Consider the following 19,426-nt stretch of genomic DNA (forward strand, 5'->3'; position numbering starts at 1 on the left):
ATTGTCCAAATGTTGGAACAATTGCGCCGCAAGCGTAGCTCTGGCGGGTCCTGACCTGCGGAAACACAAGGGAGTGGCCGGTTAACCGTGGTAAACTAGAGGTATTGGAAAGGGAGAATCCACATGCTTTTTGAGGTCGGCGAGACAGTAGTTTACCCACACCACGGTGCAGCAAAGATCGAAGAGATCAAGATGCGCACCGTCCGGGGTGAAGAGAAGATGTATCTCAAGCTAAAGGTTGCCCAGGGGGATCTGACGATCGAAGTTCCTGCGGAGAACGTAGACCTTGTTGGGGTTCGCGATGTTGTGGGCAAGGAAGGGTTGGCGCACGTTTTTGAAGTGTTGCGCGCCGAGTTTACGGAGGAGCCCACTAACTGGTCCCGCCGTTACAAGGCCAACCTGGAGAAGCTTGCGTCCGGTGATGTCATCAAGGTTGCGGAAGTTGTTCGCGATCTGTGGCGCCGGGACAATGACCGCGGCTTGTCCGCAGGTGAGAAGCGCATGCTCGCCAAGGCTCGCCAGATCTTGATTTCAGAGCTTGCTCTGGCTGAAAAGACTGATGAAGACAAGGCAGCCGAAGTCCTTGACGAAGTTTTGGCTTCGTAGGCAGTTTCTGGAAAAACCCTGTACCTCGTGGTGCAGGGTTTTTTCATGCCCAAACCCTCCCGCACCTAACGGGCACTTTGCCCAAACCCTCAGGCACCTAGCGTCGCCATGCGGGGGCTGTTGTTATGATCCGCCACCGGTCCTCCCCCTGGGGGAACATTTCTCCACACGATTTGGCCGGCAACCCCGGATGGCTCAACCGCAGCTGCCCGGCCAAATCTGCGCGGGCCGACTAATGTAGGTTCCATGACTGAGGTAAATGTGGGCTCGTGCGCCGTCGTGATTGTTGCAGCAGGTTCCGGCCAGCGGTTGGGCCATGGTGTGCCCAAGGCGCGCGTGCCGCTGGGCAGAGAGGTCATGCTGGCCCATGCGGTCAAGGGCGTCCTGAAGGCCGGGATTGCCGCACAGATTTGTGTTGCCATCCCCGCCGATGACCCGGAACTGCGGGAGATTTGCCGCAGCCTTGGTGCCGAGGCAGCCACTTCCGGCGTGGTGTTCACCGTGGTCGACGGCGGTGCAGACAGGTCTGCTTCCGTCGCCGCCGCGCTGGCCGAGATTGCTGACGGCACCACCACGGTCATGGTGCACGACGCTGCCCGGCCGCTCACGCCGTCGGGCGTTTTCAACCGGGTCGCCGCGGCCCTGCGGGACGGCGCGACGGCCGTCATCCCCGCCTTGGCCGTCACGGACACCATCAAGACTGTTGAGCCGGCGAATCTGCCGGCTACCGGCGCCGGACTGGAAAAAGTGGTGGGCACCCCTGCAAGGAGTCAGCTGCGCGCGGTGCAGACGCCGCAGGGGTTCGACCTGGCCACCTTGCGCCGGGCGCATGAGCACGCGTTGACGCTCGACGCCGACACCGCCTCCCGCGTCACCGACGACGCCATGCTGGTGGAAGCGTTGGGAGACGACGTCTACGTGGTGCAGGGCTCGACCCACAGTTTCAAGATCACCACCCCCCTGGACCTGCTGCTGGCCGAAGCCATGCTCGAAGGTCCGCTGCGGCCGCGCTGGGTGGAGGGATAGCCATGAACCTTCCCCGCACCGGAATAGGCATCGACATTCATGCTTTCGCACCCGAGGCAGACCCCGCGCCCCTGTGGCTTGCAGGGTTGCTGTGGGAGGGGGAACGCGGCCTGAGCGGCCACTCCGATGGCGACGCCGTGGCCCACGCCGCGGCCGATGCCTTGTTTTCTGCGGCGGGTATGGGCGACCTTGGCACGCACTTTGGCACGGACCGCCCCGAATACGCTGGTGCCTCAGGTGGCCGCCTGTTGGGCGAAGCCGCCCGCATTGTTCGCGAAGCCGGCTTTGAAATCGGCAACATCGCCGTGCAGTTCATCGGCAACCGGCCCAAGTTCTCCCCCCGGCGCCAGGAAGCCGAAGCCGTGCTGAGCGAAGCCGCCGGTGCCCCGGTGTCGGTGAGTGCAACGACGTCGGACGGCCTGGGCTTCCCCGGCCGCAACGAAGGCATCACCGCCATGGCCACCGCGCTCGTCGTCCAACGCAAACAGTCCAAATCCACCCGACGGGATACCCTAGAGCCGTGACCCTGCGCTTCCATGACTCCGCCACCGCCGCCACCCGCGACTTCGTCCCGCTCAAAGAGGGGCACGTTTCGCTGTACTACTGCGGCGCCACCGTCCAGGGCGAGCCGCACATTGGCCACGTCCGTTCCGCCCTTGCCTTTGACCAGCTGACCCGCTGGCTGCAGACCACAGGCTACGACGTCACCGTCGTTAGAAATGTGACGGACATTGACGACAAAATTCTCGTCAAGGCCGCTGAAAACAACGAGCCTTGGTGGGCACTTGCCTACCGTTTTGAGCAGGCCTTCGAAGACGCCTATGACTCGCTCGGCATTCTCAAGCCCACGTACGAGCCCCGCGCCACCGGCCACATCCCCGAGATGCACGCGCTCATCGCCACCCTGATCGAGCGCGGCCACGCTTACCCGGCCACCGACGATTCCGGCGACGTGTATTTCGACGTCCGTTCCTGGCCCCAGTACGGTTCGCTGACGCACCAGAACATTGACGACATGCAGGCCGCGCCCGACGCCGACCCCCGGGGCAAGCGCGACCCCCGCGACTTTGCGCTGTGGAAGGGTCACAAGGACGGCGAACCGGAGACTGCCAAGTGGGCTTCCCCGTGGGGGGCCGGCCGCCCCGGCTGGCACCTCGAGTGCTCCGCCATGGTCACCAAATATCTCGGCACCGAGTTCGACATCCACGGCGGCGGGCTGGACCTGCGCTTCCCGCACCACGAAAACGAGATGGCCCAGTCGCAGGCTGCCGGCCACGGCTTCGCCAACTTCTGGCTGCACAACGGCATGGTCACCTACCAGGGCGAAAAAATGTCCAAGTCCATCGGAAACACCATCAACCCGCGCGAAATGCTCGAACTCGCCCGGCCCCTGGTGGTCCGCTACTACTTGGGCCAGGCCCACTACCGTTCGGTGCTGGACTACCGTCCCGGCTCGCTCACGGAGGCCGCGGCCGCCGTCGAGCGCATTGAGACGTTCATGCGCGCCGCCCTGGCCCGGCTTCACCCGGACGGTCAATTCGGCTACTTCAACAACACATTGCCGTCGGCTTTCCGCGCGGCCATGGACGATGACCTAAATGTTCCTGCCGCACTCGCTGTGCTGCACGAGACCGTCAGGGCCGGCAATACGGCACTGGCTGCGGGCGACCCGGCGGACCTTGAGGAATCGTTCCTGGCGGCCATGGCCATGACGGATGCGCTGGGCATCAACCCGCTGGACGCGCTGTGGCACGCGGGGGGCGCCGCGACAGCGGAACTCGCCGCCCTGGAGGTTCTGCTCAAGGCCCAGCTCGAGGCACGCGCACAGGCCCGGGCGGAGAAGAACTGGGCCGAGTCGGACAGGATCCGCGACCTGCTGGCGGCCGCGGGCGTGGAAGTGGCCGATTCGGCAACAGGCTCCACCTGGTCCCTCAAACACTAATCCCTGAAACGCCACCCCCTCCAACGCTCGCTCAGATACGGGGCGTTTTTCTCCAACGCTCCCTCAGATATGGGGGCTTAACGCCAAACGCTCCTGCAGGCAGCAATGGCGGCTACTTGCCAAAAGCTTCGTCACTGAGTGCAGGAGCGTTTCCGTTTTTGGCCCCATATCTGAGCGAGCGTTTGATGAGCGGGTGGAGGCCGGCTTGCTCCGGATCCGACCCGCCCCGGTGAGACTGCGCACTTTTCCCACTATCCACCACGGAATTTGCTGCGAGGCCGTAAGCTAATAGCTACGGGTGTGTTGTTTCCCGTTATGAGGCGTGCCAAAAATGTGCCCGCTGACAGATTAGTTTGACGAACTTCGGGGCCAACACTAACGGCGCCGCACCAATCGTAAGGGTTTCACCATGGCCAACAATCCCCGTTCCGGCGCCGTCCGCAAGCTCAAGAAGGGCCCCCTCAAGGGCACAGGTGGGCTCGGCCGCAAGGCGCTTGAAGGCAAGGGCCCAACCCCCAAAGCTGATGAACGCACGTACCACAAGGCGTTCAAGAGCAAGGAGCTTTCCGAGCGCTCGGCCGCCAAGCGTGCCGGCACCAGCGCCTCCCCGCGCCGCAACAGCGGTCCCAAGGGCAAAGCCATGGAAGAGCTCGTCACAGGCCGCAACTCAGTTCTTGAAGCGCTCCGCGCAGCCATCCCCGCGAAGGCGCTGTACGTTGCCGTGCGCATCGAGATGGACGAGCGCGTGCGCGAATCCATCAAACTGGCCACCGAACGCGGCATCCCGCTGCTGGAGGCGCACAAGCCCGAGCTGGACCGCCTCACCGAAGACGCCGTCCACCAGGGCCTGGTCCTGCAGATCCCCCCGTACGAGTACGAGGACGCTGTTGACACCGCCAGCGAGATCATCGCCAAGTGGAAAAAGGGCCACATCGCCAACGCCCCGCTGATTGTTGCCCTTGACGGCATCACCGACACCCGCAACCTGGGTGCCATCATCCGCAGCGTCTCGGCCTTCTCCGGCCACGCCGTCATCGTCCCCGAGCGCCGCAGCGCCGGCGTGACCGCAGCGGCCTGGAAGACCAGCGCCGGTGCCGCCGTGCGCGTCCCCGTTGCCAAGGCCCCCAACCTCAACCGTGCCATTGGCGCGTTCCAGAAGATGGGCTTCTTCGTCCTGGGGCTCGACGGCGACGGCGACGTTTCGCTGCCCGATCTCACCTTGGCACAGGAGCCTGTGTGCATCGTGGTCGGTTCCGAAGGCAAGGGCCTGTCCCGCCTGGTGCGCGAAAACTGCGACCAGATTGTTTCGATCCCGATCGATTCGGCCATGGAATCCTTGAACGCCTCGATGGCAGTGGGCATCAGCCTGTACGAGATTTCGAGGCAACGCGCGGCCAAGGCATAAACCTATGCCCGTAACAGTCATTCAAGCCATCAGCACCTTGGGGGCTGCGCTCTCACGCCATTTTCCGCTGGGTGTCAGTGCCATCCCGCAGGAACACGGTGCAGGGGCTGTCAACGTGGCAGTGTATTCGCCGTCGTACAGCGATGTGGTGCTGTGCTTCCAGCCTCCCGGCGGCCATTGGAAGGCGGTGCTGCTGCCTGACAAGACCGACGGCGTCCATCACGGCCTGGTGGAAGAGCTGCCGGTGGGCAGCCGCTACGGTTTTTACACGCAGCCGGGTGCCTCGCGGGAGGAAATGCTGTTGATCGATCCGGAAGCGGTGCAGCTGCTGCTGGATCCCTACGGGCGCTACATCGATGAGGTAGCACAGCCGGACGGTGTTACCCGGTACCTGTCGGTGCGGATGGATGCCGAATTTGACTGGGGCACTGCCGCCCGCCCGAACACCCCGTGGCGGGAAACAGTTTTTTACGAGGCGCACGTGCGCGGGCAGACCATGCTGCACCCGGACGTTCCGGAAGATATTCGCGGCAGTTATGCCGGCATGGCCCACCCCGCCATGATCAAGCACCTCCTGGAACTTGGCGTGACCGCCGTCGAACTTTTGCCTGTGCATTTCCACATTGACGAGCCGCATCTGCACGGCACCGGCATGACCAATTACTGGGGCTACAACACGCTGGGGTTCTTCGCCCCGCACGTGAAATATGCCAGTGCGGCCGCCCAGGCTGCCGGCCCGCAGGCTGTGCAGGCCGAGCTCAAGGGCATGATCAAGCTGCTGCATATGGCGGGCATTGAGGTCATCCTGGACGTGGTCTACAACCACACGGCGGAGGGCGGTCCGGGCGGTCCCACGTTTAGCTGGCGGGGGCTGGCTGAAGAACAGTATTACCGCATGCGTGACGGTCACTATTACGACACCACCGGGTGCGGAAATACCCTGAACTTCGGCAATCCGCACGTCATCAAGATGGCCATGGATTCGCTGCGCTACTGGGTCCAGGAGTTCCATATTGACGGTTTCCGCTTTGACCTGGCGGTCTCGATGGCCCGTAACGGCGTCCACGAATTCAGCAACCAGCATCCGTTTCTGCTGGCCGCCGCAACCGACGGGGTGCTGGCCTCCACGAAACTGATTTCCGAGCCGTGGGATCTTGGCGACGGCGGCTGGCAAACAGGGAATTTCCCCACAGGCTGGGCCGATTGGAACGACTCGTTCCGGGATACCGTCCGTGAGGTGTGGCTGACCGATCGGGCGGCCATGCTCTCCGGCTACCACCACAACGGGTTGTCCACGTTCGGCGACGCACTGGGCGGTTCGGCGCAGATGTTTGCCGCCTCCGGCCGCAGCGCCATGGCCTCGATCAACCTGATCACGGCCCACGACGGCTTCACGTTGGCGGATCTGACCGCCTACAACCACAAACACAACGAGGACAACCAGGAAGACAGCCGCGACGGCACCAACAACAACCGCAGCTGGAACCACGGCGTCGAGGGCATCACCAACAACCCGCACACCCTGGCCCAGCGCGCCCGCACGGCCCGGAACATTATGGCGACCCTGCTGCTTGCCCAGGGTGTGCCGATGATCACCGCCGGGGACGAGATCGGGCGCAGCCAGGGCGGCAACAACAACGTCTACTGCCAGGACAACGAAATCGCCTGGGTCGACTGGACCATGGACGACGAGGCCAAAACCATGCTCGCCGCCACCCGCCGCCTCCTGCAGCTCCGCAAGGATTTCCTGGCCGCGCAGCCCAGCACCTACCCCACCCGCGGCGGCCAGTCGTTCATCCACTGGTACGGTGCCGACGGCGCACCCATGACCCCCGAGCGCTGGACCAACCCGCACGAGCGCGTCCTGACCATGCTCATGGGTTCACCGGATGGTGCCGTTGACGGCCTGGTGGTCTTCAACACCGGCGTCACCGACGAAGACGTGGTGCTCCCCGCCAACCCGCGCTTCACCGACCCCGAGAATACCGACGCCGGCACGCCGCGGCCGTACATGTTGCGGATGTCCACGGAGGCTCCGGTCCTGATGGACGACGGCGAACCCACCTTCCGCCTTCCCCGAACAGTGCCGCTGGTCGAGGCAGGAGACGCCGTGCGGGTCAATGCCAACTCGGTGCAGTTGTTCCGCAACGACCTCACGCCGCGGTAACCGCCCGTTCCTTCCCTTCCGCCGAGATATGAGATGACGCCCTGTCGAAAGAGTCTCTGCAGGGCGTCATCTCACATCTCTCTAATGGTTATTGGCAGGTCTGGTACCCGCTGGCAGGATAGATGTAGGACTACTACAGTGTGACTCGTCATATCTCTGGCCCAGTCTTTTTGATGGTGCCTTTCAGTCGATTTGTCCGCTGTGGTGGTCCGGCATCGGCCCGGCCTCTTGCCATGGCTTAATAAAAGGCTGGCCGTTCCGTAAGGTTCGTGCCTCATTAGAGAGCTGCCTGACAAGACCTTCGTTCCAGACCGATGCCGACCTGACGGCTATCGACACTAGTTGGAATGGAGGACCACCGTCATGACTATCGTTGCAGAAAAATACGCTTACGTCATCGGTGTGGACACACACTCAAAATCACATACCTACGCCATCACCGACACCAGAACCGGGGCCTGTACCGGATGCAAGACCTTCCCCGCCAATGACGCCGGCATCAAGCGTGCGATCGGCTGGATCCGGCAGTTGAGCCAGGACCCGATCCTCGCCGCGGTCGAAGGGACCGGTTCCTACGGTTCGGCCCTGACCACTGCTTTGACGGCGGAATCAATACCCGTCACCGAGGCCATCCCACCCAAGAAAAAGTCCCGCCGGGGAAAGGGAAAATCCGATCCGATCGATGCCCGTGCTGCCGCGACCAGCGTGCTCGGCACCGAGGTGGAACGGCTGATTCAACCCCGCTGTGACGGGCCCAGGCAGGCCCTGGCCGTGCTCCTGGCAAGCCGGAACCGCATCGACTCTCACAAAACCGCCGAGCGCAACGCACTGAACGCCCTCGTCCGCCAGATCCCGCTGGGTCTGGATACCTGCAAGGCACTGACAAACGCGCAGATCAAGCAAATCAGCGCCTGGCGCCCCCGCCCCGGCGACACCCTCGAGCAACGCATCGCACGCGAGGAAGCTGTCGACCTGGCCCGCAGCATCCTCACCGCACAGGTCCGCCTGAAGCAGAACGAAGCCCAACTCAGAACGATCAACGAAGAGATCGCCCCCGGCTTCCAAGCGCACCGTGGACTGGGCCCAGTCAGCGCCGCGATCATCCTCGCCGCGTACTCCCACCTCGGCAGGATCCGCAACGAAGCAGCGTTCGCGGCCCTCGCCGGAGTCTCACCCCTGCAAGCCTCGTCAGGCAACACCATCCGGCACCGCCTGAACCGCCGCGGCGATCGACAACTCAACAGGGCCATGAACATCATCGCCAAATCACGTATGAAATGCGATCCGGCCACCAAGGCATTCGTCGAACGCCGCACCACCGAAGGAAAGAGCAAACGCGAGATCACCCGCGTCCTCAAACGCTACATCGCACGCAGCATCTTCCGACTGCTACAACAACAATTCAGTTGACACGAACCATAAAAGGGTCGACAATTTGGTGAGGGCGTCATCTCACATCTCAGTGGGAGTCGGCGTGGGGATGGTCAGTGTGCTTAGGCAGTCGTGATCAGCCCCAGCTCGGCCGGGTTCGCCAGCGCCGGATGAAGGGGCAACACCTTGACGCCGTAGCCGAAGTTGCCGGAGCGGTCGATCAGCAGTTCGGCCGAGAACTGGTAGCGTCCGGGGCCGGTTTCCTCCACGATGTCCAGAGCCTGAACGCGGGTGTCGCCGAGTTCGTCGGAGTCTCCGGCGGTCCCATACACCACGCTCACGGCGACATCGGACGGCACCAGCGATCCCAGGTTCACGTGGGCGCGGACCAGCACCGACTCACCAATTTGCGGTTCGTCCGCCAAACCGTGGGATTCCACGTGGTCCACACGAACTCCGGACCAGGCCGGCCGGACCCGCTCGATCCAGGCGGCCAGCTGGCGCACGGAAGCATAGTCGTCGGCCCGGGCCGCACGCCCGGCAATAGCCGCCGGCTGGTACAGACGCTGTACATATTCGGCCACCATGCGGTTCGCGGAAACCTCCGGCCCCAAATGCGCCAGGGTGTGCTTGATCATCGAGATCCAGTGTGCCGGGAGCCCTCCGGCGTGCGGTTGGGAAGGGCCGGCCGCTCCGGCACCGGCAGCCACCACCTCGCCGTAGAAGCGCGGAGCAACCTGGCTTTCCAACAGTTCGTACAGTGCTGAGGCCTCGATGTCGTCGCGTTCCTCGTTCCCGGCCCCGGTATTGGCCGTCGGGATCGCCCAGCCGTTTTCGCCGTCGTACATCTCATCCCACCAGCCATCCATGACGGACAAGTTCAGCGAACCGTTGATGGCGGCCTTCATGCCGGAGGTGCCACACGCCTCGAGCGGCCGCAGCGGATTGTTCAGCCACACGTCGCAGCCCGGGAACAGCGTGCGGGCCATGGCGATGTCGTAGTTGGGCAGGAACACGATCCGGTGGCGCACCTCGGGATCGTCCGTGAACTGTACTAGGTCCTGGATCATCTTCTTGCCCGCGTCATCGGCCGGATGCGACTTGCCGGCGATGATGATCTGGATCGGGTGCTCCGGGTGCAGCAGCAACGCCTTGAGCCGGGCGGGGTCGCGCAGCATCAGCGTCAGCCGTTTGTAGGTTGGCACGCGGCGGGCAAAACCGATGGTCAGTACATCGGGGTCGAGGGCGGCATCGGTCCAGGCCAGCTGGGCGTCGGCGGCACCACGTTTCTTCCACGAGGCGCGCAACCGCAGCCGGGCATCCTCCACCAAAGCAGACCGCAGACGACGGCGCATGGCCCAGACGTCCTCGTCGCTCACCTCATACACCTTGGACCAGTCGGGCCCGTCAAGGACCTCGGCGCCAAAGCGCTCACGCGCCAAGGCAGCCAATTGAGGGTCGACCCAGGTGGGCACGTGGACGCCATTCGTGACGGAGGTGATGGGCACATCGGCCGTATCGAACCCCGGCCAAAGCCCGGAAAACATGCCGCGGGAGACCACACCATGCAGCTTGGCCACACCGTTGGCGCGCTGCGCCAGGCGCAGCCCCATGACGGCCATGTTGAACACCTCGGAGTCGCCGCCGTCGTAATTTTCGGCGCCCAAATCCAAAATCGAGTGCACGGGAACGCCCGGTGCCAGCTCCCCGTCGAAGAAGTGCTCGATCATGCTGCGCGGGAAACGGTCGATCCCCGCCGGGACCGGTGTGTGCGTCGTGAACACCGTTGACGCCCGGCCGGCAGCCAGCGCCTCGCCCCACGACAGCGGTTCCGGGGTAACGGAAGGGTCCATGAGTTCGCGGATGCGCTCAATGCCCAAGAAACCGGCATGGCCCTCGTTCGTGTGGAAAACCTCCGGCGCAACGGTGCCGGTGAGGCGGGCGTGGACGCGCAGCGCCTTCACCCCACCCATGCCCAGCAGCAGTTCCTGCGTCAGCCGGTGGTCGCCCCCACCGCCGTACAGCCGGTCGGTCACCCCGCGGGCGGCGTCGTCGTTCTCGGCAACGTTGGAATCGAGCAACAGCAGCGGCACCCGCCCCACATCGGCCCGCCAAATATGGGCGCGCAGCACCCGCCCGCCGGGCAGCGGCAGTGTGATGACAATAGGTGTTCCGTCGGCCTCGCGCAGCAGGGTCAGCGGCAGCGCATCCGGATCCAGCAGCGGGTAGCTCTCCTGCTGCCACGCATCCTTGGACAGCGACTGCTTGAAGTAGCCGGCCTGGTAGAGAAGTCCGACGCCGATGAGCGGCACCCCGAGGTCCGATGCGGATTTGAGGTGGTCACCGGCCAGAATGCCCAGCCCGCCGGAGTATTGGGGGAGGACCTCCGTGATGCCGAATTCTGGGGAGAAGTAGGCGATGCACGCAGGAGCTTCGGCGCCCAGACCCTGGTACCAGCGCGGTTCCGCCAGATACGCCTCAAGGCTCTCCGACGCGTCAGCCACTCGGGACACCACGTCAGGATCGGCGGCCAGCTCCTGAAACTGCTCGCGGGACAGCGCCGCCAGCATCGCGAGGGGGTCGTGGCGGGATTTATCCCACAGCTCCGGGTTGAGTGATTCAAAGAGGGCGCGGGTGGGCACATGCCAGGACCAGCGCAGGTTGGTGGCCAGTGTGGTCAGCGCGGAAATCGGCGCAGGGACGACGGTGCGAACGGTAAATCTGCGGATTGCCTTCATGCCGGTCACCCTAGCCCAACTCCCCGCGGCCCGGAACGGACCTGTGACAAATTCGCTGCTTGTTACGCCCGCCGCCGCGCAAACGCACCCTATAACTCGTGCACGTGTGACGGACCAGCGCACCTAAATGGCGGGCGACCTTAGCAATCCGGGCCGGGAGTCGCTAACGTCTAGATTGTGAGTACTTCCCAGCCTTCGCACAATGTGCCAGCCGCCGTCCAACGCACAGCCGCGCCTTCCGCGGTTTCCAGGCCGGGCTCTGCTTCACAGCCAAGCACGACGGCGGCCACCGCGCCCGCCGCTGTGCCCGGCGCCGCGTCTCCCCCCGCAGGTGCCAGCTCCGCGCCCGGCGCAGCTTCCGGCGTGGCGGATTCGGCCGATCCGCGTGAGTTCGATCCGCGGCAGGGCCTGCGCTTTGGCCGGATCCCGATCACCAACGTCCAGCCCGTTCTGGAGGACGGAAAATTCCCGGCGAAGGGCATCCGCGGCGCAGATGTGCGGGTCAGTGCCGTAGTTTTCCGCGAAGGACATGATGTTTTGGGTGCCACCGCCTTACTTTTCGCCCCGGACGGCAGCGAGGCCCAACGCGCGCGGATGGTGCCCGGCGCCAAGGGCTCCGATGCGTGGCACGGCGTGGTGACCCCCGCCTACGAGGGGAACTGGAGCTTTGCCGTTGAAGGATGGACGGACCTGTACGCCACGTGGGCGCACAACGCCCAGGTGAAGATCAACGCCGACGTCGACGTGGACGTCATGCTGGCCGAAGGCGAGCTGCTGCTGGGCAAGGCAGCTAAAGAAGCGAAGGCCACCGCGCCGGAGGCTGCCAAGGTGTTCAAGCAGGCGGCGCGCACGCTGGGGGATTCGTCCCTGAACACCAACGACCGCCTGGCCGCCGGAACGGACAAAACGGTGCGTGCCGCCGTCGTACATTTCCCGCTGCGCGATCTGGTGACACGCAGCGCCGCCTTCCCTCTGCTGGTGGAGCGCGACGCTGCCGGCCGCGGCGCCTGGTACGAATTCTTTCCGCGCTCGGAAGGCGCCACAAGGCATCCCGAAACGGGGGAGTGGACCAGCGGGAATTTCCGTACGGCGAGCCACCGGCTGCCCGCCGTCGCCGCCATGGGATTTGATGTGGTGTACCTGCCGCCCATCCACCCGATCGGCGTGATCAACCGGAAGGGTCCCAACAATTCGCTCGTGGCCGGGCCTGCGGATCCGGGTTCGCCGTGGGCCATCGGTTCGGCGGACGGCGGGCATGACGCGATCCATCCGGACCTGGGTTCGCTGACGGATTTTGCGGCGTTTGTGCAGGCCGCCAATGACCTGGATCTGGAGGTTGCCCTGGACCTGGCGCTGCAGTGCGCACCCGACCACCCCTGGGCCACCGCGCATCCGGAATGGTTCACCACGCGTGTGGACGGCACCATCGCGTACGCGGAAAACCCGCCGAAGAAGTACCAGGACATTTATCCGCTGAACTTTGACAACGATCCTGCCGGACTCGGCACGGAAATTCTGCGGATAGTGCGCCTGTGGGTCGAACGCGGGGTGCGGATTTTCCGTGTGGACAACCCACACACGAAGCCCGTCTGGTTCTGGGAGTGGCTCATCGGCACCATCAATGCTGAGACGCCCGACGTCGTTTTCCTCGCCGAGGCCTTCACCCGCCCGGCCATGATGGCCGCCCTGGGACGGGCCGGTTTCCAACAGTCCTACAGCTACTTCACGTGGCGCAACACCAAGGAGGAGCTGGAAGAATACCTGGTGCATGTCAGTCGCGAATCCGCCGGCTACTTCCGCCCCAACTTCTTCGTCAACACCCCCGACATCCTCACCGAATACCTGCAGTACGGCGGCCCTGCGGCGTTCAAGATCCGCGCCATCCTGGCGGCCATGTCCAGCCCGTTATGGGGCATGTACGCCGGCTACGAACTGTATGAGCACGTGGCACGCCCGGGGTCCGAGGAAAACATTGACAACGAGAAGTACCAGTACAAGGACCGCGACTTCGCCGCTGCCGAGGCCGCAGGAAAGTCCCTGTCCCCGTTTGTCACACTGTTGAACACGATCCGCCGTGCGCACCCGGCGCTGCTGGACCTGCAAAACCTGAGCCTGCATGAAAGTTCCGACCCGGCAACGCTGGTGTTCAGCAAGCACAAGGTCATTGCAGCCACCGCGACCGTGCCGGAGCGCAAGGACACCATCATCGTGGTGGTCAACGTCGACCCGCACAGCATGCGCGAGGGCGAGGTCAACCTTGACCTTGACGCCCTGGAACTGGATGGGCTGTCCCCGGATGGCACGTTCATTGTGGATGAACTCATCACCGGGGCCACCTGGAACTGGGGCAAGAAGAACTACTTCCGCCTCGACGCCCACATGGAACCGGCCCACATCCTGCACATAAGGAGATAACGCCATGGCCTTCGCGTTCAGCAACAGTGCACCGCAGTTCAACCTGAACGCGCCCGGGGTGGCGCATGATCCGCACTGGTACCGCAAGGCCGTTTTCTATGAGGTGCTCGTGCAGAGCTTTGCCGACGCCAACGGTGACGGGGCAGGAGATTTTGACGGCCTGATTGCACGGCTGGACTATCTGCAGTGGCTGGGCGTTGACTGCCTGTGGCTGCCACCGTTCTTTGATTCGCCGCTGCTTGATGGCGGCTATGACGTGCGGGACTTCACGGCGGTCATGGAAACCTACGGCACCATGTCCAACTTCAAGTCGCTCGTGACCCAGGTGCATGAACGCGGGATGCGGATCATCATTGACCTGCCGCTGAACCACACCTCCGATGAGCACCCCTGGTTCAAGTCCTCCCGGGAGGAACCGGAGGGTCCCTTTGGCAACTTTTACATGTGGTCCGACACCACCGAGCTGTACCAGGACGCGCGCGTCATCTTCGTTGACACGGAGGAATCCAACTGGAGCTTCGACCCTATTCGGCGCCAGTTTTTTTGGCACAGGTTCTTCAGCCACCAACCGGATCTGAACTTCAAAAATCCTGCCGTGTGCGACGCCATTTTTGATGTGGTCCGGTTTTGGCTGGCACAGGGCATTGACGGCTTCCGGGCAGATGCCATTCCTTACCTGTTTGCCGAAGACGGCACCAACTGCGAGAACCTGCCGGCAACGCACAAGTTCTTGGTGGACCTGCGTACCATGGTCGACACCGAGTTTCCCGGCCGCATCATCATCGCCGAGGCCAACCAGTTGCCCCACGAGGTGGTTGATTACTTTGGCACACAGGAGGAGCCCGAATGCCACATGGCCTTTCACTTCCCCATCATGCCGCGACTGTATTACGCCCTGAGGGACCAGAAGGCCGCCCCCATCATTGACACCATGGCCAACACCCCTGACATCCCGGTCGGTGCCCAGTGGGGGACGTTTCTGCGCAACCATGACGAGCTGACGTTGGAGATGGTGACCCCCAGCGAGCGTGAGGCCATGCTCGGCTGGTATGCCCCGGACTCGCGCATGCAGGCCAACGTTGGCATCAGGCGCAGGTTGGCACCACTGCTGGACAACTCTCGGGCCGAGATTGAGCTGATCAACGCCCTGCTGCTGGCACTTCCCGGCAGCCCCTTCCTCTATTACGGGGACGAGATCGGCATGGGGGACAACATCTGGCTTGATGACCGGGACGCCTCCCGCACACCCATGCAGTGGAACCCGGACAGGAATGCCGGCTTCTCCAGCGCGGATCCGGGCAAACTGTTCCTGCCCGTTGTGCAATCACTGGTGTACCACTACAACCACGTCAACGTTGAAGCGCAGGTGGCGCACACCAGTTCACTGCTGCACTGGCACAAGCAAATCCTCAGCGTTCGCAAGGCCCACCCCGCATTTGGCCTGGGCCGCTATGAGAACGTGCCCACCTCGCACGAGTCTGTGCTGGCCTTCCTGCGCGTGCTTCCCGTGGGGAACCCCGAGGCTGAAAATGCTGAAACCATCCTGTGCGTGTACAACCTGTCACAACATCCCTCCGCCGCCACCATGCACGCACCCTCGCTGGCCGGCCGCGGTTTGCGGGACGTGTTTGGCAGCGACATTTTTCCCGGACTCAATGAGGACGGACAGCTGACCCTGACGCTCGGGTCCTACGACTTCTTTTGGCTCCGGGTGCGCTCGCAGGCCTCCAACGCCATGTCCACGCAAACGCAGACCCTGCCGGTGATTGACGGCTCGGAGTTTGGCTACTGATGGCCGCGCCTCTGCTTGAACTGTTAGGGGAGTGGCTGCCGCACCAGCGCTGGTATCCCCGCAAGGGCAGTTTCGGCGCGCGGCTGAGCATTGCCGGGAGCTTCGAGCTGCCGTCACCCAATCCCAACATCACGCTGCTCGTCCTTCTCCTCGAGGTGGACTTCCCTGCTCTTTTTCAAGACAAGCACGACGCCGAACCAAGCCTGACGCTGCAAATCCCCCTGAGCATTCATTTATATGGCACGAATGTATCAACTCGGCTTGCGCTTGATTCTGCCGGCGCCGCAGAGATTCGCCCCTCGGTGCGGGGCCCGAACATAGGGGAGCTTGCGCCGGAAGGGCAATGGTCCGGTGGCCAGGTGCGCGACGGACTGGCCGACCCGGTGTTCATGCAGGCCTGGTTGGCGGTGCTCGCCGATGGCGGTCCGACCGTGGAAGGTCTGCGGCTCTGGCGAAGCCCGAACTCCGGGATGGCGGGGGCGGGTAGGGCCAGCGGCATTCGCTTGGTGGTATCGGAACAGTCCAACAGCTCGGTCATTTTTAATATGGGCGGCAGGGCGATGATTGCCAAGTTCTTCCGGGTGGTTCACGCGGGGGTGCACCCCGAAGTTGAAATTGGGAAGGCACTGGGCCGCCCCGACCAGCAGGGGTTCGGAGTGAAGGTTCCGGCACTGCAGGCGGTGGCGAGCTGGGGTGCAGGCAACACCACGCTCGTTGTGGTCCATGATTTTATTGCGGGCGCGAGGGACGGCTGGGACGTTGCCCTGGCCGCCGCAGGCTCAGGCTCAGACTTTTCACTCAACGCCCGCGCCATTGGGGTGGAGCTGGCCAAGGTTCATGCCAGCCTCCGCCGCAGCCTGGCCGTCCAGCCGGTTCGGGGCGACGCAGTGGTGCCCTTCACCCAAGCAGTCAGTGCCAGGCTGGAGTGGGCCTGGGAACTGGCCGGCACCGCCGTCGGTCCCTATGACGAGCAGCTGAAGGAAGTTGTGGCACAACTGAACCAAATAAAGTCGTTGCCACCGTTGCAGCGCATTCACGGAGATCTTCACCTGGGCCAGCTCTTGTTCCGAGAGTCCGCACCGGGACAAGGCTGGTACATCCTCGACTTTGAAGGCGAACCGCTGCGGCCGTTGGCTGATCGTGGTGCCCCGGACGTGGTGCTGCGTGATCTTGCCGGGATGCTGCGCTCCTTCGACTACGCTGCCGCGCAGGCAACGACCAGCAGCAAGCAGGCTGCCCCCGGCGCTGCACTGTGGGTGCAAAACTGTGCGGCGGCGTTTCTCGAAGGTTATGAAAGCGTCATCCAGGAGAGAGTTTCGCGCACCGATCCCCTTTTCGTGGCATTGTGGCTGGACAAGGCCCTTTACGAGGTTGTTTATGAATTGCAGAACCGGCCCAGTTGGGTGTGGGTGCCGGTAAATGCGGTGCGGGAATTGTTTCGATCAAGGGAAAGTGGTGTGACATGGCACTGAAAAAGATTGCCCCTCTGGCAGTTACTGCGGGAGTTCTGGCACAGGTTTCTGCGGGCAGCTATTACGCGCCCCACTCCGTGCTGGGTGCGCACCTCGTAGGCGATGACTTTGCCACCGTTCGTACGCTGCGTCATTTGGCGACGGCAGTCATGGTGATCACGGCCGCTGGAGAATTTCCCATGGTTCATGAGCATGGCGGGATTTGGGTTGCGGTGCTGCCGGTGGATGATCCCGGGCACGTCCCGGACTACCGGCTGGATGTCAGCTATGACGACGGCGTGCACCGCACCGACGATCCCTACCGCTACCTGCCCACAGTCGGTGAATTGGACCTGCACCTGATTGCCGAGGGAAGGCACGAGACGCTGTGGACAGTTTTGGGTGCCCATGTCCAGCGCTACCACTCATCCATGGGCGAGGTCAGCGGGGTCAGCTTTGCCGTGTGGGTCCCTGCTGTACAGGCTGTTCGGGTTGTTGGCGAATTCAACGGCTGGGACGGACGCGGCCACGCCATGCGCAGCCTTGGCAACAGCGGAATTTGGGAACTGTTTATCCCTGATGTGGCCGCGGGGGATCGGTACAAATTTGAGATTCTCACGGAACAGGGCCGGTGGCTGCAGAAGGCCGACCCCATGGCGTATGGCACCGAAGTGCCGCCCTTGACGGCGTCGCGCGTTGTGGAATCCACCTATGCGTTCAAGGATGACGAGTGGATGGCCAAGCGGGCCAAGACTGATCCGCACAATGCCCCCATGAGCGTTTATGAAGTACATCTGGGGTCGTGGCGGCCCGAGCTGAGCTACGTGGAGCTGGCCAAGGAGCTGGTGGAATACACCAAGTGGCTCGGGTTTACGCACGTGGAGCTCATGCCGGTTGCCGAGCACCCCTTTGGCGGGTCGTGGGGCTATCAGGTGACGTCGTACTATGCTCCGACATCGCGGTTCGGCCACCCCGATGACTTCAGGTACCTCGTGGATTCCCTGCACCAGGCCGGCATCGGCGTCATTGTCGACTGGGTGCCGGCACACTTTCCCAAGGACGAATGGGCGCTCGCCAATTTCAACGGCGGCGCACAATATGAGCATTCGGACCCTCGATTGGGCGAACACCCGGACTGGGGAACGCTCATCTTTGACTTTGGCCGCAATGAAGTGCGGAATTTCCTCGTCGCCAACGCGCTGTACTGGTTCGAGGAATTCCACATTGATGGATTGCGTGTGGATGCTGTTGCTTCAATGCTGTACTTGGATTATTCACGCGATGAGGGTGCCTGGAGCCCCAATAAATTTGGCGGCCGCGAGAATCTGGAAGCTATCAGTTTCCTGCAGGAAATGAATGCGACGGCGTACCGGCGCAACCCCGGAATTGTCACTATCGCCGAAGAGTCCACGGCATTCCCCGGGGTAACGGCTCCCACCAGCGGCGGCGGGCTTGGCTTCGGCATTAAGTGGAACATGGGGTGGATGCACGACTCCCTGACCTATATGGCAGAAGACCCGGTCAACCGAGGTTGGCACCACAACCAAATTACGTTCTCCCTGGTCTACGCCTTTACTGAGAGCTTCATGCTGCCCATCAGCCATGACGAAGTGGTGCACGGCAAGGGGTCGCTCCTTCGCAAAATGCCAGGCGACAGGTGGCAGCAGCTGGCGAACCTGCGTGCCTACTTGGCATTCCAGTGGGCCCACCCAGGCAAGCAGCTGATTTTCATGGGAACCGAGTTTGGCCAGGAAGCCGAGTGGAGTGAGCAGCACGGCCTTGATTGGTGGCTAACGGAGAACCCGTCCCATGCTGCGATCCAGAACCTGGTCAAGGAACTCAACGCCAGCTATGCCAGCACCCCCGCCCTTTATGAACTGGACAATGTTCCCGCCGGCTTTACCTGGCTAAATGGTGGAGACTCGGAGAACAACGTGCTCTCCTTTGTTCGGTGGGACCAGGCAGGCAAACCCTTGGTGTGTGTTTTCAACTTTGCCGGCGTCGCATATGAGGGTTACCGGGTCGGGGTGCCGACCGGCGGGCTGTGGGAAGAAGTCCTTAATACCGACCTGGCGGAATTTGGTGGCTCTGATGTGCGCAACGTCGGGGACCTGCCTACGCAGGAGCTGTCATGGGATGGCCAGAATGCAGCGCTGACCTTGCGTGTGCCACCTCTGGGCGCGCTCTATCTGGCCCCAAAAAACGCCTAGAACTCGGGCTCTTTTGAGGCACCTACCTGCTGTTTGGTAATCGCGGCAGGTAGGTGCTAGAGTTAGTACTCCGCTGAACGAACCGTTCAGATCCGGACAAGACCAAACCAATGGCCTCGCAAACAGGCTTATTGTTTTGTGTTCAAATGAAAATTTGAATTCAGTCGAAATTTCGGATTTGAATTGGGGGAATTCATGGGGGTAAGATTGAAAAGTTGCCTCGGCACTGATCGCCACGAATTGTTTGATGGTTCGGGTGTGTTGGCTGGGTGTGGTTGTTGTTTGAGAACTCAATAGTGTGCC

General features: G+C 62.9%; 12 protein-coding genes. 11 read left to right on the forward strand and 1 reads right to left on the reverse strand.

All coding sequences use genetic code 11. The features are described 5' to 3' along the window. Positions 1 to 123: 123 nt before the first annotated feature. The 7 genes from art_RS15720 to art_RS15750 all read left to right on the forward strand — a co-directional run bounded on the left by art_RS15720 (position 124) and on the right by art_RS15750 (position 8,556). Complete coding sequence (locus art_RS15720; protein WP_038466314.1) at positions 124 to 606, forward strand: CarD family transcriptional regulator; 483 nt, start codon at positions 124 to 126, stop codon at positions 604 to 606. A gap of 246 nt (positions 607 to 852) precedes the next feature. Further along, entirely contained in the window at positions 853 to 1,632 is a 780-nt protein-coding gene (gene ispD, locus art_RS15725; protein WP_038466316.1) for a 2-C-methyl-D-erythritol 4-phosphate cytidylyltransferase, read from the forward strand. 2 nt (positions 1,633 to 1,634) lie between these two features. Continuing rightward, positions 1,635 to 2,156 (forward strand): 2-C-methyl-D-erythritol 2,4-cyclodiphosphate synthase, encoded by a 522-nt coding sequence (gene ispF, locus art_RS15730; protein WP_052136644.1) that lies wholly within the window; start codon positions 1,635 to 1,637, stop codon positions 2,154 to 2,156. Continuing rightward, entirely contained in the window at positions 2,153 to 3,574 is a 1,422-nt protein-coding gene (cysS, locus tag art_RS15735; RefSeq protein ID WP_038466319.1) for a cysteine--tRNA ligase, read from the forward strand. The genes ispF and cysS overlap by 4 nt, the downstream gene beginning before the upstream one ends. A 409-nt stretch (positions 3,575 to 3,983) precedes the next feature. Continuing rightward, complete coding sequence (rlmB, locus tag art_RS15740; RefSeq protein WP_038466323.1) at positions 3,984 to 4,979, forward strand: 23S rRNA (guanosine(2251)-2'-O)-methyltransferase RlmB; 996 nt, start codon at positions 3,984 to 3,986, stop codon at positions 4,977 to 4,979. A 4-nt stretch (positions 4,980 to 4,983) separates the two neighbouring features. Then, the gene (glgX, locus tag art_RS15745) at positions 4,984 to 7,146 is read left to right on the forward strand and encodes a glycogen debranching protein GlgX (RefSeq protein ID WP_038466325.1); all 2,163 of its coding nucleotides are present in this window, start codon (positions 4,984 to 4,986) and stop codon (positions 7,144 to 7,146) included. A gap of 363 nt (positions 7,147 to 7,509) precedes the next feature. Continuing rightward, positions 7,510 to 8,556, forward strand: coding sequence for an IS110 family transposase (locus tag art_RS15750; protein WP_038466330.1), 1,047 nt, complete (start codon positions 7,510 to 7,512; stop codon positions 8,554 to 8,556). Between the two features lie 83 nt (positions 8,557 to 8,639). On the opposite strand, the gene glgP is transcribed toward art_RS15750, so the two are convergent. Then, positions 8,640 to 11,255 (reverse strand): alpha-glucan family phosphorylase, encoded by a 2,616-nt coding sequence (gene glgP / locus art_RS15755; RefSeq protein WP_038470548.1) that lies wholly within the window; start codon positions 11,253 to 11,255, stop codon positions 8,640 to 8,642. A 363-nt stretch (positions 11,256 to 11,618) separates the two neighbouring features. On the opposite strand from glgP, the gene art_RS15760 reads away from it, so the two are divergent. From art_RS15760 to glgB, 4 genes are read left to right on the forward strand one after another with little or no spacing between them, the layout of a single operon-like run. Continuing rightward, positions 11,619 to 13,670: an alpha-1,4-glucan--maltose-1-phosphate maltosyltransferase gene (locus tag art_RS15760; RefSeq protein ID WP_052136988.1), complete on the forward strand. Its 2,052-nt coding sequence runs from the start codon at positions 11,619 to 11,621 to the stop codon at positions 13,668 to 13,670. Between the two features lie 4 nt (positions 13,671 to 13,674). Further along, positions 13,675 to 15,462, forward strand: coding sequence for a maltose alpha-D-glucosyltransferase (gene treS, locus art_RS15765; protein WP_038466332.1), 1,788 nt, complete (start codon positions 13,675 to 13,677; stop codon positions 15,460 to 15,462). Further along, the gene (locus tag art_RS23350; protein WP_367643739.1) at positions 15,462 to 16,934 is read left to right on the forward strand and encodes a phosphotransferase; all 1,473 of its coding nucleotides are present in this window, start codon (positions 15,462 to 15,464) and stop codon (positions 16,932 to 16,934) included. The genes treS and art_RS23350 overlap by 1 nt, the downstream gene beginning before the upstream one ends. Beyond that, positions 16,925 to 19,123 carry a 1,4-alpha-glucan branching protein GlgB gene (gene glgB, locus art_RS23355; protein WP_367643740.1) on the forward strand — a complete coding sequence of 733 codons (2,199 nt, stop codon included), beginning with the start codon at positions 16,925 to 16,927 and terminating at the stop codon, positions 19,121 to 19,123. The genes art_RS23350 and glgB overlap by 10 nt, the downstream gene beginning before the upstream one ends. The last annotated feature ends 303 nt before the right edge of the window (positions 19,124 to 19,426 follow it).

It is taken from the genome of Arthrobacter sp. PAMC 25486, from assembly GCF_000785535.1.
Lineage (GTDB): Bacteria > Actinomycetota > Actinomycetes > Actinomycetales > Micrococcaceae > Specibacter.